At 72.4% G+C, this 15,999-nt stretch carries 17 protein-coding genes; 8 read left to right on the top strand and 9 right to left on the bottom strand.

The genetic code is table 11. The features are described from left to right. Positions 1-45: 45 nt before the first annotated feature. Positions 46-972 carry an ROK family protein gene (locus tag HHX33_RS30460; protein WP_182877599.1) on the bottom strand — a complete coding sequence of 309 codons (927 nt, stop codon included), beginning with the start codon at positions 970-972 and terminating at the stop codon, positions 46-48. 271 nt (positions 973-1,243) lie between these two features. Here HHX33_RS30460 and HHX33_RS30455 point away from each other — a divergent pair, with 271 nt between their 5' ends. Beyond that, complete coding sequence (locus tag HHX33_RS30455; RefSeq protein WP_182877630.1) at positions 1,244-2,257, top strand: sulfite exporter TauE/SafE family protein; 1,014 nt, start codon at positions 1,244-1,246, stop codon at positions 2,255-2,257. A gap of 27 nt (positions 2,258-2,284) precedes the next feature. On the opposite strand, the gene HHX33_RS30450 is transcribed toward HHX33_RS30455, so the two are convergent. The 4 genes from HHX33_RS30450 to HHX33_RS30435 form a co-directional block, all read right to left on the bottom strand. Next, positions 2,285-2,884: a TetR/AcrR family transcriptional regulator gene (locus tag HHX33_RS30450; RefSeq protein ID WP_182877598.1), complete on the bottom strand. Its 600-nt coding sequence runs from the start codon at positions 2,882-2,884 to the stop codon at positions 2,285-2,287. Continuing rightward, positions 2,881-3,690 carry an SDR family NAD(P)-dependent oxidoreductase gene (locus tag HHX33_RS30445; RefSeq protein WP_182877597.1) on the bottom strand — a complete coding sequence of 270 codons (810 nt, stop codon included), beginning with the start codon at positions 3,688-3,690 and terminating at the stop codon, positions 2,881-2,883. Before HHX33_RS30445 ends, HHX33_RS30450 begins: the two co-directional genes overlap by 4 nt. Before the next feature lie 68 nt (positions 3,691-3,758). Next, a complete protein-coding gene (locus tag HHX33_RS30440) occupies positions 3,759-4,724 on the bottom strand; it encodes an LLM class F420-dependent oxidoreductase (protein WP_111697333.1) in 966 nt (321 codons plus the stop codon). Between the two features lie 54 nt (positions 4,725-4,778). After that, complete coding sequence (locus HHX33_RS30435) at positions 4,779-5,876, bottom strand: NADH:flavin oxidoreductase/NADH oxidase (protein ID WP_182877596.1); 1,098 nt, start codon at positions 5,874-5,876, stop codon at positions 4,779-4,781. 110 nt (positions 5,877-5,986) lie between these two features. Between HHX33_RS30435 and HHX33_RS30430 the strand changes: the two genes are divergently transcribed. From HHX33_RS30430 to HHX33_RS30420, 3 genes are all read left to right on the top strand, one after another. Then, entirely contained in the window at positions 5,987-6,331 is a 345-nt protein-coding gene (locus HHX33_RS30430; RefSeq protein ID WP_182877595.1) for an ArsR/SmtB family transcription factor, read from the top strand. A gap of 92 nt (positions 6,332-6,423) precedes the next feature. Further along, a complete protein-coding gene (locus tag HHX33_RS30425; protein WP_165900421.1) occupies positions 6,424-6,585 on the top strand; it encodes a hypothetical protein in 162 nt (53 codons plus the stop codon). A 45-nt stretch (positions 6,586-6,630) separates the two neighbouring features. Next, positions 6,631-7,689 carry a sulfite oxidase gene (locus HHX33_RS30420; protein WP_182877594.1) on the top strand — a complete coding sequence of 353 codons (1,059 nt, stop codon included), beginning with the start codon at positions 6,631-6,633 and terminating at the stop codon, positions 7,687-7,689. A 153-nt stretch (positions 7,690-7,842) separates the two neighbouring features. Here the strand turns inward: HHX33_RS30420 and HHX33_RS30415 are convergent, their stop codons facing one another. Beyond that, positions 7,843-8,463, bottom strand: coding sequence for a hypothetical protein (locus HHX33_RS30415; RefSeq protein WP_182877593.1), 621 nt, complete (start codon positions 8,461-8,463; stop codon positions 7,843-7,845). Positions 8,464-8,536: 73 nt separating this feature from the next. Between HHX33_RS30415 and HHX33_RS30410 the strand changes: the two genes are divergently transcribed. Next, positions 8,537-10,669: a hypothetical protein gene (locus tag HHX33_RS30410; protein WP_182877592.1), complete on the top strand. Its 2,133-nt coding sequence runs from the start codon at positions 8,537-8,539 to the stop codon at positions 10,667-10,669. Positions 10,670-10,679: 10 nt separating this feature from the next. Here HHX33_RS30410 and HHX33_RS30405 read toward each other — a convergent pair whose 3' ends face one another. Further along, complete coding sequence (locus HHX33_RS30405) at positions 10,680-11,669, bottom strand: zinc-binding dehydrogenase (protein WP_182877591.1); 990 nt, start codon at positions 11,667-11,669, stop codon at positions 10,680-10,682. A 169-nt stretch (positions 11,670-11,838) separates the two neighbouring features. Here HHX33_RS30405 and HHX33_RS30400 point away from each other — a divergent pair, with 169 nt between their 5' ends. The 3 genes from HHX33_RS30400 to HHX33_RS30390 all read left to right on the top strand — a co-directional run bounded on the left by HHX33_RS30400 (position 11,839) and on the right by HHX33_RS30390 (position 14,284). Continuing rightward, positions 11,839-12,654: an SAM-dependent methyltransferase gene (locus HHX33_RS30400; protein ID WP_244301638.1), complete on the top strand. Its 816-nt coding sequence runs from the start codon at positions 11,839-11,841 to the stop codon at positions 12,652-12,654. Positions 12,655-12,754: 100 nt separating this feature from the next. Then, positions 12,755-13,030 carry an isoamylase early set domain-containing protein gene (locus HHX33_RS30395; RefSeq protein WP_111697340.1) on the top strand — a complete coding sequence of 92 codons (276 nt, stop codon included), beginning with the start codon at positions 12,755-12,757 and terminating at the stop codon, positions 13,028-13,030. 72 nt (positions 13,031-13,102) lie between these two features. Next, complete coding sequence (locus HHX33_RS30390; RefSeq protein WP_182877590.1) at positions 13,103-14,284, top strand: zinc-dependent alcohol dehydrogenase; 1,182 nt, start codon at positions 13,103-13,105, stop codon at positions 14,282-14,284. On the opposite strand, the gene HHX33_RS30385 is transcribed toward HHX33_RS30390, so the two are convergent. Continuing rightward, complete coding sequence (locus HHX33_RS30385) at positions 14,274-15,101, bottom strand: metal ABC transporter permease (protein ID WP_182877589.1); 828 nt, start codon at positions 15,099-15,101, stop codon at positions 14,274-14,276. The two genes, HHX33_RS30390 and HHX33_RS30385, sit on opposite strands and share 11 nt — an antisense overlap. Next, positions 15,098-15,997: a metal ABC transporter permease gene (locus tag HHX33_RS30380; protein WP_182877588.1), complete on the bottom strand. Its 900-nt coding sequence runs from the start codon at positions 15,995-15,997 to the stop codon at positions 15,098-15,100. Before HHX33_RS30380 ends, HHX33_RS30385 begins: the two co-directional genes overlap by 4 nt. Positions 15,998-15,999: the final 2 nt, after the last annotated feature.

The following is a 15,999-nucleotide window of genomic DNA, read 5'->3' as shown; positions in this document are numbered from 1 at the left end:
TTCGGCCCCGACGGCCTGATCCGCGCCCCTTGACCACGGGACGGGTCAAGCGACGCCCTGGAGCAGGACCAGGGCGGCGGCGCCGAACAGCCCGGCGTCGCGGCCCAGTGAGGTCGGCTCCACCCGCAGGCGGCGCAGGAAGCCGAGCCCGGTGTTCCGCCCGATCGCCCGCCTGAGCGGGTCGAACAGGATCGGTCCCGCCGCGGCCACGCCCCCTCCGATGACGACGTCGTCGAGATCGAACAGGGCGGACGCCGTGAGGACGGCGGTGGCCAGCGCGCCGCCCGCGCGCTCGAAGGCGCGGACGGCGGTGGGATGACCGGCGCGGGCGTCGGCGGCCAGAGCGCGGGCGTCCGCGCCGGTCCAGCCGTTCGCGGCGGCCCAGCGCACCATGCCGGGCCCGCTGGCGATGGTCTCGACGCATCCGACGCCGCCGCAGGGGCACGGCTCCCCGCCGGGATCGACGGTGATGTGGCCGATGTGGCCGGCGTTGCCGGTCGGGCCGACGTACGGCACGCCGTCCAGCACGAGACCGCCGCCCACGCCGGTGGACACGACCATGCCGAGCATCGCCCGGCTCCGCCCGGTGGGCCCATCGGGGATGGGGCCGGTGAGCCCGCGCCACCACTCGCCGAGCGCCATGCACTGGGCGTCGCCCGCGAGCCGTACGGGACGGCCGGGCAGCGTCTCACCGAGCGCGTCGACCAGCGGAAAGTCACGCCAGGCGGGGATGTTCACCGGACTGACCGTGCCGCGGCGGGGGTCGAGCGGACCGGCGGAGCCGACCCCGATCCCGTCGAGGCGGTCGGGCGCCACCCGCTCGGTGATCCGGCGAACGACCTCCGACAGCGTCCGGCCGGCCGACTCCGGGCCGCGCAGCGGCACCTCGGTGCGGGCCAGCATCTCGCCGTCGGGCGCGACCGCCGCGGCGGCGAACTTCGTGCCGCCGATGTCCACCGCGAGCACGGTCATCGCCGCGTCCCCGGTCTCTCCACCACGGTCGCTCCCGTCGCTTAACCGGATAAGGCCACGCAACGGTAGTCGCTTGACGACCGCCGCGTCAACGCTCCGTCACCGGCACGCGGACGGCCACCGACGAACCGGTTCAGCGGTGAATATCCGGCCCCGCGGACATCGGCGGGGCGGGGGCGGGAAGGGCCGCGAGGGGAACCGGCCTGATGAACAGGGCTTTCCATAATTCCGATCGATTTGGTAGGGTTCGCTGGTGCATTTCGACTACACCATGGCGATCGGCTCCTTTCTGGTCGCCGTCGTCGTCGGCCTGACGGGGATGGGCGGGGGCGCCCTCATGACGCCCATGCTCGTGACGTTCTTCGGCGTGCCGCCCCTCGCCGCCGTCTCCAGCGACCTCGTCGCCGCCGCCGTGATGAAGCCGGTGGGCAGCCTCGTGCACCTGCGCCGGGGCACGGTCAACCTGAGGCTCGTCGCCTGGCTGTGCGCGGGCTCGGTCCCGGCGGCGTTCTGCGGCGTGCTCATCGCCCGCGCCCTCGGCACCGGCGAGGGCGTGCAGAGCGTGATCCAGAAGGGCCTCGGCATCGCGCTGCTCATCGCCGCGGCGGGCCTGGCCGTCCGCGGCTACCTCGCGATGCGCGACCGCGCCGAGGGCCGCACCCCCGAGACCGGCCGCCGCACCGCCGTCCCCGGCGAGCCGGCCGCGACCGAGATGCCCTCGGTCACCGTACGGCCGCTGCCGACCGCGCTGGTGGGGGCCGTCGGCGGGCTCGTCGTAGGCATCACCTCGGTCGGTTCGGGCTCCCTGATCATCGTGGCCCTGCTCGCGCTCTACCCCGCGCTGAAGGCCAACCAGCTCGTCGGGACCGACCTGGTCCAGGCCGTGCCGCTGGTCATGTCGGCCGCGCTCGGCCACCTGCTCTTCGGCGAGTTCACGCTGTCGGTCACGGTCGCGCTGCTGGCGGGCTCGATCCCCGGCGTCTACCTCGGCTCGCGCATCTCCTCCCGCGCCCCCGGCGGCCTGATCCGCCGCGCCCTGGCCTTCGTGCTGCTCGCCTCGGCGCTGAAGATGTTCGGCGTCGGCAACGCGCAGACCGTCTGGGCCCTGCTCGCCGTGCTGCTGCTCGCCCCGGCCTTCTGGATGGTCCTGCGCGTGCGCTGCGGCCTGCCGCCGCTGCCCTGGACGCGTACGGCGGCCTCCTCAGCGGGCGCCTCACCGGACTCCTCACCGGACTCCTCACCGGACTCCTCGGACAGAGACTCCGACCGGATCTCCGCGCAGTAGGGCCAGCGCCGGCGCCGGCGGCCCGGCTCAGGAGGCGGGCGGGTGGCGGCGCAGGGACTGCCAGACGGGCTCGGGCAGCAGCCGGGCGGCCTCGTCGAGGTCCGCCTCCGGCGCACCGGCGATCCACCGGCGCGTGACCTCGGCCACCGGGCCGATCAGCAGTATCTCGATCACCGGCACGGGCAGGCCGGCGATCGCCCCCGACGCGACGTGCGGGCGCAGCCACGCCACCAGCGCGTCCAGGCGCGGCGTCTTCGCGGCGGCCGCCGCGCCGGGCTCCACGTGCCCGAGGTACGGCGAGGCGTGGATGAACCTCGCCTTGGCCGGGTGCTCCCGTACGAAGCCGAGGTAGGCGACGACGATCGCGCGCACCCCCGCGCGGGGGTCGTCCACCCCCTCCAGGGCCTCGACCAGTGCGTCCAGCAGATCGGCCATGCACGCGGAGTAGAGCGCGGTCGCGAGGCCGGGGAAGCTGCCGAAGTGGTGGTAGAGGCTGCCCACGCTGATCCCGCCACGCGCGGTGACCGCCCGCATCGTGAAGCCCTGCGGGCCGTCGTCGGCGTACACGGCGAGGGCGGTGTCGAGCAGCCGCCGCGCCGTCTCCTCGCCGCGCCGCTGCCGGGTCACGCCGTCCCGGTGAGGGTCGCGGCCTGCCTCCACAGCGCCTCCGCGAGCGCGGCGTCCCGGGCGACGGGGGCGAGCGGGGTCTCCTCGTCGATCTCGAAGTAGCGGCCGGTGCCGCCCGAGGCGTCGAGGGCGAGCCGCACGACGGGCCGCGCGCCGGCCTCCGGGGTGTCCCAGGTGCGCTTGACCGCCTTCAGCACCAGCCCGAGCGGGCCGCCCCTGGCCCCGAGGTCGGTCCGGATCACGCCCGGGTGGACCGCGTCGATCGTCACCCCGGCATCCTGCCACCGCCGTGCGAACAGCGGCACCATCATGAGGTTGCACAGCTTGGTGTCCGCGTAGGTGCGGATGGGGTGGAAGTCCAGCCCGGTCGCGGTCCGGCCCGGGTCCGCCCGGCCCTTGACGTACAGGCCCGCGCTGACCTGGACCACCCGCGTGCCGCTCTCGCGCAGCCGCTCCTCCAGCAGGTGGTTGAGCAGGAACGGCGCGAAGTGGTTGACCGCGAACGCGCGCTCGATGCCGTCCGCGGTGATCTCGCGGCGGGCCGGCCAGACGCCCGCGTTGTGCACCAGCACGTCGAGGCGCGGGCAGGCGTCCAGCAGGGCGCGGGCCGCCTCCCGCACCGACGCGATCTCGCCCAGGTCGGCGGCGACCAGCACGGCGTCGCCCGGCAGGGCCGCCCGCGCCGCCTCTCCCCGTACGGGATCGCGGGCGACGATCACGACCCGGTACCCCTCCTCGGCGAGGCGGGCCGCGACCGCCTGCCCGATCCCGCGGGAACCCCCGGTGACCACAGCCGTACGCGTCATGGGAGCGACTCTAATTAGAGAATCTCTCTAGAGCAAATCTCTAATTCCGAGCCGTCAGAGCGAGCCCATCAAAGCGAGCGCAGCGCGGGGAGCAGCTCCTTCTCCGACCACTCGAAGAACTCCCGCTGGCGCTCCCGGCCCACCTGGACGAGCGCGAGGTGGGTGAACCCGGCGTCGGTGTACTGCCGCACCGCCTCGACCACGGCGTCCACGTCGGCGCCGCAGGGCACCTTCTCGGCCACGTCCTCGGGCCGTACGGTCTCGGTCGCGGCGGCGAAGTTGACCGGGGCGGGCAGCTCGGACATGACCTTCCAGCCGGTCACCGCCCAGCGCCACATCCGGTGCGCCCGCTCGACGGCGGCGTCCCGGTCGGGGTCGTAGCAGACGGCGAGCTGGCCGTACACCGGCTTGCCCTCGCCGCCCGACGCGGCGAACTTCTCCACCAGCGAGCCGTCCGGGTCGGTCGCGATGAGGCCGTCGCCGAGCTCGGCCGCGATGTCCGCCGACTGGCCGCCGGACGCCGCGATCGCGATGGGCACCGGGCGCTCCGGCAGATCGAAGACCCGGGCGGAGTCGATGTCGAAGTACTCGCCCCGGTAGTTGCGGTAGCCACCCTGGAACAGCTCCCTGATGACCTCGATGGCCTCGCGGAACATCTCGTGCCGGGTGTTGACCGGCGGCCACCCGTGCCCCACGACGTGCTCGTTCAGGTTCTCGCCCGCCCCGAGCCCGAGCGTGAACCGCCCGTCACTGAGCACCCCGACCGTGGCCGCCTTCTGGGCCACCACCGCCGGGTGGTACCGCATGATCGGGCAGGTGACGTACGTCATCAGCGGCAGCCGTTCGGTGGCCTGCGCCACCGCGCCGAGCACCGACCAGGCGTACGGGGAGTGCCCCATCTCGTCCAGCCAGGGGAAGTAGTGGTCGGAGATGACGGCGTAGTCGAAACCGGCCCGCTCGGCCGTGACCGCGTCCTCCACCAGCTCCTTCGCCGGGCTCTGCTCGGACATGAGTGTGAAACCGATCTCTGCCATACGCGACCCCTACCCACGTCCGTCCAGGTCAGACGGACCGCCCAGACGGGCCGCTCAGACGGCCCGGTGGTACTGGTGGGGCCATCGGCCGGCGGCGCCCAGCTCCCGGGCCGCGCGGTTCGGCCAGTAGGGGTCGCGCAGCAGCTCACGGCCGAGCATCACCGCGTCGGCCCGCCCGGAGGCGACGATCTCCTCCGCCTGGCGCGGCTCGGTGACGAGCCCGACGGCCGAGACGCGCAGGTCTGTCTCCTCGCGCACCCGGGCCGCGAACGGCACCTGGTAGCCGGGACCGGTCGCGATGCGCGCCCGCGGCGCGTTGCCGCCGGACGACACGTCCAGCAGGTCGACGCCGTGGGAGAGCAGTTCCTTGGCCAGCCGCACGGTGTCGTCCGCCGTCCAGCCCTCGCGGGGGTCCTCGGGGTTCTCGCTGAGCCAGTCGGTCGCCGAGACGCGGAACAACACCGGGAGCTCCTCGGGCCACTCCGCGCGCACCGCGTCGACCACCTCCAGGGCGAAGCGGGCGCGGTTCTCGAAGGAACCGCCGTACGCGTCGGTGCGGTGGTTGGTGAACGGCGACAGGAACTGGTGGATCAGGTAGCCGTGGGCGCCGTGGACCTCCACCACCTTGAAGCCCGCCGCGAGCGCCCGGCGCGCCGCCGCCGCGAAGGCGCCGACGAGCCGCCGGATGTCCGCCTCGTCCAGCTCGTGGGGCACCGGGTGGCCCTCGTCGAACGGGGTCGGGCCGGGCCCGACCGGCCGCCAGCCGTGCTCCTCCGGGCCGACCGGCGCGCCGCCGCGCCACGGCCGGTCCGTCGACGCCTTGCGGCCGGCGTGGGCGAGCTGGACGCCGGGCACCGCGCCGTGCTCGGTCAGGAAGCGGGTGACGCGGCCGAACGCCTCCTGCTGCCGTTCGTTCCACAGTCCCAGGTCGGCGGGGCTGATCCGGCCCTCCGGGGACACGGCGGTGGCCTCGGTCATGATCAGGCCGGCCCCGCCCACCGCCCTCGATCCGAGGTGGGTGAGATGCCAGTCGGTGGGCACGCCCTGCTCCGGACCCTCCACCGCCGCGGAGTACTGGCACATCGGCGACATCCAGGCACGGTTGGGGATGGTCAGGTCGCGCAGGGTCAGGGGCTCGAACAACGCGCTCACGGCCGCGCTCCTCTCGTCGTCGGGACACTAGTACGATAACCGTCGTAGTACGCCATCTGTCAAACTACGATGGTCCTCGTACAATGAGGGGTTCGCGAAGGGAGCCGCCGATGCCGTCCACCACCCCTCAACTCCGGACGCTCGACCATCCGGACCGGGCCGAGATCCGGCTCGAAGACGTGCTGCACGCGTTGTCCGATCCCGCCCGCCTCCAGGTGGTGCACTTCCTCGCGGGCGGAGGCGAGGCGTCCTGCTCGGCGATCGACCTCGCCGTCAGCAAGTCGACCAGCACCCACCACTTCCGGGTCCTGCGCGAGGCGGGGGTGATCAGGCAGGTCTACCGCGGCACCGCCAAGATGAGCTGCCTGCGCCGGGAGGACCTCGACGCCCTCTTCCCCGGCCTGCTGGACTCCGTGCTCCGCGCGTACGAGACGCGGTGCGTCCAGCGTACGTAACCGTCCAAATCGCCTTGACCAGTTACCGACTTTGCGTTACCTTGGTAACTGCCTAAGAAAATAAAGACAGTTACAACGGCGTTGGGGCGGCAATGATGTTCTACGACTACTCCCTGGCCACCGAGCGGGTCACCGAGCTGCACCGCGCGGCGGACCACGCCCGCGTCGCGAGCCGCATGGCCGCGGCCCGGCGCTGGTCGCGCCTCGCGTCCTGGGCCGAGCGCCAGGCCCGGCGGGCGGGCGACCTGGGCTGACGCCCGCCGTCCGCGCCGGGCCGCCGACAGTGTGAGGAGGCGCGGATGCGGGCATGCGGCGTCCCCGGCACGGCGGTGGTGAAACCGACTCCCGCCGCCCTGATGGAGGACGCGGGCACCGGCCTCGACTACGGCACCCGGCCCGACCGCCTGCCCGGCCTGCTCACCCCGAACGACCGGTTCTTCGTCCGCAGTCACGCGCCGACCCCCCGCCTCGACCCCCGCATCTGGACGCTGCGCGTCGAGGGCGCCGGCGTGCGGCGAGCCGTCGACTACACCTACGACGACCTGTGGCACCGGTTCCCGCTCGTGTCGGTCGTCCGTACGCTGGAGTGCGCCGGCAACCGGCGCGCCCTGTTCGCCGCCGAGTGCGGGCGCCGCTTCGACGGGGTCCAGTGGGGCCGCGGCGCGATCGGCACCGCCGAGTGGACCGGCGTCCCGCTGCGCGACCTGCTCGAACCCGCCGGGCTCACCGGCACCGCGGTCGAGGTCATGCCCGAAGGACTCGACGAGGGCCGCGCACGCCGTCCGATGCCCCTCGCCAAGGCGCTGGCCCCCGACACCCTGCTCGCGCTCGCCATGAACGGCGAGATCCTGCCGCCGGACCACGGCTTCCCCGCCCGCGTGGTGGTCTCGGGCTGGCTCGGCGCCGCCAGCGTCAAGTGGGTGGGCCGGATCGAGGTGTCCGACCACCCCCTGCACGTGGCGTGGAACACCGACGACTACGTGCTCGTGACTCCCGGCGGGCCCGCCGTGCCCATCACCTCCACCCCCGTCGCGAGCCTGGTCGAGCTGCCCTGGCCGGCCCGGCTGCGGCCCGGCCCGCGCCTGGTCCGCGGCCGGGCGTACGCCGGGGAGGACCGGGTGGCGGCGGTCGACTACCGGATCGACGACGGCCCCTGGCGGCCGGCCGGCCTCGACGGGCCGGATCTCCCCGGCGTCTGGACCCGGTGGCGCTTCACCTGGGATCCCACCCCGGGGGCGCACGTCGTGCGTGTGCGCGCCACCGACGAGCACGGCCGCTCCCAGCCGGACGCCACCCCCTGGAACGCCCTCGGCTACTGCCACAACTCGGTGCTCCCCCACCCCGTCCTCGTGGCCTGAGGCAGTTACGGATTCAGAAGCCGGAGCCGTTGACGTGGACCGGTCCAGGGTCGAGCATGAGCGACGCCGCTTCGGTCATACGTACGTCCGCATGCATGAGATCCAGGAGGAACCATGTCGAGCATGTCGAGTGAGTCGTCCACGGAAGCGGCGTTACCGAAGGCCTGGCAGGCGTTCGTCACCAAGCCCGGCGAGGACACCGCCAAGGCGGTGGCCAAGGAGCTGGGAGAGGACGCGAACCCCGGAGTGCTCGGGTCCATACGGCTCATGGCCAAGACCCTGGCCCAGCGCTCCGCGAACGAGCGCAGCGCGATGTCCCGGCTCATCGCCGCACAGCTCATGGGCGACGTCGCCCGCGCGTTCATGAAGGCGACCGCCGCGGTCCGTCTCGCCCATCTGGTGCAGGAGGCGCCGAAGGAGCAGCCGGTGCCGCGGCACGACGACCCGCACGGCGACGACCTGGTCTACACGCTCGACCTCCTGCCGCCGGACAGGCCCAGGAAGCTCCCCGAGAAGACCGAGAAGGGCCGCGACTGGCAGACGCTCGACGCGCTCGACCTCGCCCCGGGAGGCAAGGCCCCGGACAAGGTCACCGTCGACCTGGTCAAGCTCGCGCAGCGCGTCGACGACGCCCGCGACGCCACGTCCATGAGCCGCCTGCGGGAGGCGCTGAAGCTCGTCGACACCATCTCCGGCGGCAGGTTCGCGTACTCGAAGGATCGCCGCGGCGAGATCGGCAAGAAGGTGCCGGTGAAGGGGACGACGCAGGAGCACCTCGTCGAGCAGATCGGTTTCCGCGCCGAGCCGGCGCGACGCACCCGCCGGCCTGTCGGCCCAGAACGATCTCGTGGCCTCCTACTGGCGCACGAACTTCCGCGAGAAGGTGACCCGCTTCGTGGAGAGGCTGCAGGTGAGCCTGACGTTCGGCCCGGGCGACATCCTGGTCAACAGCCCGCGCGTGCTGCGCAGGCTCAAGATGGTGCTGCCCCCGAAGGTGTGGGCCGATCTCTCGATCACACCGCTCATCGGGACCTCGGGCATCAGCGTGCTGAGCGGCGCCGGCAAGCACAGCGGAGTCGACTGGAACAAGCTCCTGTACGAGCTCGGCGCGACGCCCTCCGCCTACCAGCTCTACGAGCTCATGGACAGGGAGAAGACGTCGCCGGAGCCGGACTTCACGGTCGACACAGAGGCCGACCTCGTGAAGCTCATCACCGGCAGCGCGTTCTCCCGGCTGCAGGAGATCGCGCGGGGGAAGAGCGAGATCGCGCCGGTGTGCGCGATGATCGAGCATCTTGTGCTGGGGCTCGCCGACAAGCTCGGCCCCGACCGCTACGACACGCTGACCGCCAACGCCCTGGGCTCACTGAGCCGGCTCCTCGACATCGTCGTGGAGAACATGGGGAACCCCACCGTGGCGATGCGCGCGGCCGACCTGATGATGGACGAGATCGCCATCGTCGTCGCCGTGGCCAGGTACTACACGGGAACCGACTACCGGACGACGATGCGGGACACCCTGCTGGAGCGGGCGCCGAGCCTCGGGGCGACGGCCGGGGACATCGAAATCGACAGCTGCCTCATGACGAGCGGCATGGACGCCATCGCCACCGCGCTCTACATCGCGCTGTCGGCGCGGGGCCACGAGGAGGTCTCGCGGTCGACCGAGACGATCGACTACTACGAGACCGGGGAGCTGCTCGACCGGCTCAAGAAGGGCGAGAGGGCGACGCCGCACAAGGACGTCCTGGTCGCGGCGCTGAACCCGAGCACGCCCGCCTTCGCGCCGTCCCCCGCCAAACTTGTGGAGGACGTGCTGCGGAGCGTCAAGACGCACAAGAAGGGCGAGTCGCCGTTCGCGCTGATACTCGACACCACCATCGAGATCGCCCCCGGAACCGGCGGCAGGACCCAGATCGAGATCGTGCTCGACGGCCTCAAGGACGCCGTCGCCGCCGGCGCGCTGGAGGTCTTCCTGTGCAAGAGCTTCCAGAAGTACGCCTCGCTCGGCACCGGCAAGGTGGCCGCCGGCAATCTCACGATGCTGTCGGCGAAGGACAACCTCGAGTCCGCGTACGCACGGGCCGAGGCGCTGCTGCAGGACCTCGATCTCGACCTCGCGGGACACGATGAGTCGCAGCTCGTGGTGCACATGCTCAGCCACGGGCACCGCGACGAGCTGGCGCTGATGCGCAGCGCCGCCGGGAACGCCAAGTTCGTGGACGAGTTCTGCTGGCCGATCGACCGTTCGGACCTCCGGCAGGGGACGTCGTACGTGGACGGCATTCCCCTGATCCTGCGCACGACCCCCACCGGCGACGCCGACGCGCTGTTCAAGAATCTCGCCCTCATCGACAAGCGCGGCAGCTTCTCGTTCCTGCGCACGTCCTACGTCGACGAAATCCCGAGCGCCGGCGGGGTTCCGGGTCAGTATGTGCGCATCAACACCGGCCACGAGTCGAAAGCGGCCATGGTCGAGTACTTCTACGCGTTCGGCCACCTGGCGACCAGCACGCCCCCCGGCTCGGAGCCGAGCGAGACACCGGTCAATCTGCGCGCGCTGACGATCGCTCCGGTGCAGATGCACCTGAAAGCGCTGGACGCCGCCAAGGACACCGATGCCTTGACCGCGCGGTACCTGAACAACATCCTCGCCTCGTACTGCGCGTTCGCGCTCCAGAATGTGGCGGACAGGGCCAGTGTGGCGCCGCTGCTCGTCGACTTCTTCGTGAATTCGACGGGCGGCGTCACGATCGAGACCCAGCGCTATCTCGCCGGCGAACTGCTCACGTTCACGCGGGACCAGGGGGAGGTCGATTCGGACCGCGCCGTCCTCACGGCGCTGTACAACGCCGCGGTGGTCCTCCCCGCCTGGCGGCGCACTCCCCTCGCCCGGGGGCTCTTGTCCGTGCTCGGCGAGATCGGCATGTCGGAGGAGGCGCAGCGGCTGCGCACCTTCCTCGAGTGGGCCCGCAAGTGACAGTGCACCCTCATGGGACCAGGACAACCTTGCCGACGGTGGCGCGGGTCTCCAGCGCCGTGTGCGCGGCGGCGGCGTCCTTGAGCGGGAAGCTCTGCACCAGCGGCGTCAGCGCGCCCGACGCGGCGGCGGCGAGCGCCCGCTCCTCCAGGCCCCGCAGGCCGCCCGGCCGCTTCAGCACCCGCGGGCCGACGGCCACCGCCGCGGTGATCCCTCGCGCGTACAGGTCCTCGGTGGTCAGCCTGGTCGGCCCGCCCGCCGCGTCGGCCCAGCCGAACAGCACGAGCCTGCCGCCGACGCCGAGCAGTTCCAGGGTCTGCCTGCCGAGGTCCCCGCCGACGCCGTCCAGCGCCAGCGTCACCTCCTGGTCGCCGAGGGCGGCCCGGACCGCCTCGGGCCAGCCGGGGGCGGTGTAGTCCACGGCGTGGGCCGCGCCCAGGCCGAGCACCCGGTGCGTCTTCGCCACGCCGCCGGCCAGCCCGACGACGGTGGCGCCGGCCCGCACCGCCGCCTGGACGAGGAGGGCGCCGACGCCGCCCGCCGCCGCCGTCACGAGGACGACGTCGTCCGCCCGGATCTCCGCCACGTCGAGGATCCCCATGGTGGTCCGGCCGGTGCCGATCATCGCCACCGCCTCGCCGAAGCCCAGGCCGTCCGGGATCTCGTGGATCGCGGCCGCGTCCCGTACGGCCAGTTCGGCGTAGCCGCCGGGGGCCATGCCCAGGTGGGCGACCACCCGCCTGCCGACCAGGGCGGGGTCGGTCTCCGGCCCGGCCGCGTCGACGATCCCGGCGACCTCCCGGCCCGGGATCGTCGGCAGGTCGGGCACCGGGATCGGGCCCCCGCCGTACTTCCCGGCCCGCAGCACGGTGTCGACCAGGTGGACCCCGGCCGCCCGTACGGCGACGCGGACCTGGCCGTGACCGGGCTCGGGATCGGCGACCTCCTCGTAGACGAGGTTGCCGGCAGGGCCGAAGGCGTGCAGTCGGACCGCGTACATGCGGCTGTCTCCCCTCCGCGAACAACTGAGCAGGTCCGTTATAGATCGGCCCTAACCCCCGGCGACATCGGACGATGGTCCTAGGCCGTACGGGCGTTGGGTTTTCCCCAAGGCGGCCTTTATGATCGCTGCGAGTCACCTTCGCTACCGCCGGTCAGGGAGACGACACGTGGCCGATGACGCGCCGCCGCCGGGCATCGACGCGAGCGTCCCCAACCCCGCCCGCATGTACGACTACTTCCTCGGCGGGAAGAACAACTACGCGGCCGACCGGGAGGCGGCGGAGCGGGTCCTGCGGGTCGCGCCCGAGGCCCGCATGCTGGCCCGCCGCAACCGCGCCTTCCTGCGCCGCGCCGTACGCCACCTGGTGACCGAGGCCGGCATCCGGCAGTTCGTGGACATCGGCACCGGGCTGCCCGCCCAGGGCGGCGTCCACGAGGTGGCCCACGAACTGGATCCCACCGTGCGGGTGGCGTACGTGGACCACGACCCGGTCGTGCTCGCGCACGCCAGGGCCCTGCTGTCCGGCGCCGGCTCCACCGTCACGGTGCGGGGCGACCTGCGGCGGCCCGAGGAGATCCTCGCCGATCCCGGGCTGCGGTCGCTGATCGACCTGTCGCAGCCGGTCGCGATCCTGCTCGTGGCCGTGGTGCACTTCCTGTCCGAGGCCGACAAGCCGGCCGAGCTCGTGGCCAGGCTGCGGGACGCCGTCGTCCCCGGGAGTCACCTCGTGCTGTCCCACGTCACGGACGAGGAGCGGGGCGGCGCGGCCCGGGAGGGGGCGGCCGTCTACCGGGGTTCGGACGCGGGCGTCACCCTGCGGAGCCGCGATCAGATCCAGGAACTGTTCGACGGCTGCGAAGTCCTCGATCCCGGCCTCGTCCCGCTGGACGACTGGCGGCCCGACGACGAGAATCCGCTTGCCCGGCAGGCCCGGCGCAACCTGCCCACCTGGTTCCTCTGTGGGGTCGGCCGAATTCCCTGAAAAAGCCGTGAATATTGTGTTACGTCCTTCCTGTACTGGTTTCTTCCTTTAGGTGCGATACGCGAAGATATGCGTCATCGCATTGGATGGGAGGAGACGCATGCTGAAGCGCAACAGGCTGTTCGGTCCGAAGACCCGGGTGACCTTCACGCTGCCCGTCGACCAGCCCCTGGGGACGGTCAGCGTGGTCGGCGACTTCAACGACTGGCTGCCCGGCCGCCACGAACTGCTGCGGCGCAGGAACGGCACCCGTACCGTGTCGGTGATCCTCCCGCCCGGCGCGCACCGGTTCCGCTACCTCGCGACGGGCGGCGTGTGGTTCGACGACGAGGGCGCCGACCACGTGGACGAGCAGGGCAGCGTGCTCCACCTCTGAGCCGTTTCCTCTTCCATAACTCGGGCATACGGGAACGATCGTGACACCCAGGCCCTTCTGGAAGGGGAAACCATGAAGGCACTCACCTGGCACGGCAAGCGCGACGTGCGGGTGGAGGAGGTACCGGACCCGGCGATCAAGGAACCCACCGACGCGATCATCCGGGTCACCACGACCGCCATCTGCGGCTCCGACCTCCACCTGTACGAGGTGCTCGGCCCGTTCATAGGAGAGGGCGACATCCTCGGCCACGAGCCGATGGGGATCGTGGAGGAGGTCGGCGCGGAGGTCACCCACATCGCCCCCGGTGACCGCGTCGTGATCCCGTTCAACATCTCGTGCGGCCACTGCTACATGTGCGACCGGGCGCTGTTCGCCCAGTGCGAGACCACCCAGGTCCGCGAGTACGACACCGGCGCCGCGCTGTTCGGCTACACCAAGCTGTACGGCGAGGTGCCCGGCGGCCAGGCGGAGTATCTCCGCGTGCCGCAGGCCCACTTCGGGCCGATCAAGGTGCCGGAGGGGCCGCCGGACGAGAGGTTCGTCTACCTCTCCGACGTGCTGCCCACCTCCTGGCAGGCGGTCGAGTGGGCGGAGATCCCCGACGGCGGCAGCGTCACGGTCTTCGGCCTCGGCCCGATCGGGCAGATGTCCGCCCGCATCGCCCGCCACCGCGGCTACCGGGTGATCGCCGTGGACCTCGTGCCCGAGCGTCTGGAGATGGCCCGCAGGCACGGCATCGAGGTGATCGACGCGGGCGACACCGACGACGTGCCCGAGGTGGTCCGGTCGATGACCGGCGGCCGGGGCACCGACTCGGCCATCGACGCGGTCGGCATGGAGGCGCACGGCTACACCGTCGGCAAGTTCGCCCAGACGGTCACCGGGATGCTGCCCGACAAGGCGGCCGCCGCCATGATGACCCGCGCCGGCCTCGACCGGCTCGCCGCCCTCCAGGACGCCGTCGAGACCGTGCGGCGCGGCGGCACGATCTCCATCAGCGGCGTGTACGGCGGGATGACCGATCCCCTGCCGATGCTGCGGATGTTCGACAAGGGGATCACGCTGCGGATGGGCCAGGCCCACGTCAAGCGGTGGATCGACGACCTCATGCCGCTGGTGACCGGCGACGGCGACCCGCTGGGGGTCGAGGACCTGGCGACCCACCGCCTGCCGCTCGACCAGGCCCCACACGGCTACGAGATCTTCCAGAAGAAGGAGGACGGCGCCATCAAGGTCCTGCTCACGCCCTGACCGGCACGGCCCGTCTCGTCCGGCCGCGTACGGCGGTGGCGAGGAAGACCGTCCCGAACACCAGGCCGACGAGCAGGGCGATCGACGCCCCGGTCGCGACGTTCCACACGGTGGAGACCCACACGCCCGCCAGCGCGCAGGCGACCCCGATCGCCGCGGCGATCGGGAACAGCAGCGCGATCCTGTCGCTGAGCAGGCGTGCGGTCGCGGCCGGGCCGACGATCAACGCGACGGCGAGGATCGTCCCCAGGGCGGGCACGCTGGCGACGACGGTCACCTCGACGACCGCCAGCAGGGCGAAGTCGAGCAGCACGGTGGGCAGCCCGAGCGCCGCGGCCCCCACCGGGTCGAAGGACGCGAGCAGCAGTTCCTTGCCCACCAGGGCCAGCAGGAGCAGCACGCCGACCGTGACGGCGGCGGTCGCCGCGAGGTCGCCCGTGCTCACCGCGAGGACGTCGCCCACCGTGTACGCCGCGAGGTCGCGGGTGAACCCGTCCTGCGACGACACCAGCACGACCCCCAGGGCGAAGCCGCCCGACAGGGCGATGCCGGTCGCCGTGGTGAAGTCCTGCCCGCGGCCCCGGCTGAAGACCAGCACGGCGGCGACCACCAGCAGCCCGAAGAGTCCCCCGCCGAGATAGAGGTTCACCCCCAGCATGGCCGCGACCACGATGCCCGGGAACGTCGCGTGGGTGAGGGCCATCGTGAAGAACGGCAGCCGCCGGGCGACGACGAACACCCCGGTCACCCCGCCGAGCACGCCGACCAGGACCGCCTCGACGAGGGCCCGGTGAACGGTGGAGTCGAGCCAGCTCACGCCGCCTCCAGGACGTCGAGGTCGTCCGGCGCGGTGCGGCGGCGTGCCCGGCCGAGCCCCGCACGCCGGCGGGCGAACGCGGCGGCGTGGGCCAGACCGTACAACCCGACCAGGACGAGCACCACGGTCGCCCCGGAGGCGAGCCGGAGGCCGTACCCGATCGACGCCTCGTAGCTCGCGACCAGCCCGAGCCATCCGGCGGCGGCGCCGAGGAGCGCGGCGAGCGGCACGATCACCACGAGCCGGTCCGACAGGCTGCGGGCCGCCGCGGCCGGCACGACCAGCAGCGCGATCACGAGGATCGTGCCGACCGCCTTGACCGCGGCCACGACGACCAGGGCGACCGCGACGTTCACCACGAGGTCGAGCAGGCCGACGCGGACCCCCGCCGCGCGGGCGCCCACGGGATCGAAGGCCCGCAGCAGCAGCGGCCGCCGCAGCACCGCCAGCAGTGCCACGACCAGCACCGTCACGACGGCGGTCTGCGCCAGTTGCTCCTCGGTGACGGTGAGCACCCGGCCGAACAGGAACGCGGTGAGGTCGGAGGTGAACCCCGTCTGCCGCGACACCAGCACGACGCCGACCGCGAACAGCGTCGTCAGCAGCACGGCGAGCGCGGCGTCCTCGCTCACCCTGCGGCGGGCGGTGAGCAGCGTGAGCAGGACCGCGGTGACGACCCCGGCGGCGAGCGCGCCCCAGAAGACGCCGCCGTCGCCCGCCATGAGGTGGCCGATGACCACTCCGGGGAAGACGGTGTGCGTCAGGGTGTCGCTGACGAAGGCCAGGCGGCGCAGCAGCACCAGCACGCCGACGGTGCCCGCGAGCGCGCCGAGGACGACCAGCTCGGCCAGCGCCCGCGCCATGAACGGAAGCTGGAACGGCTCGAAGAAGATCATGA

The sequence above is a fragment of the Microbispora sp. H10670 genome, assembly GCF_014161385.1.
In the GTDB taxonomy this organism is placed as follows: Bacteria; Actinomycetota; Actinomycetes; order Streptosporangiales; family Streptosporangiaceae; genus Microbispora; species Microbispora triticiradicis.
This window is presented reverse-complemented; position numbering and strand designations above follow the sequence as displayed.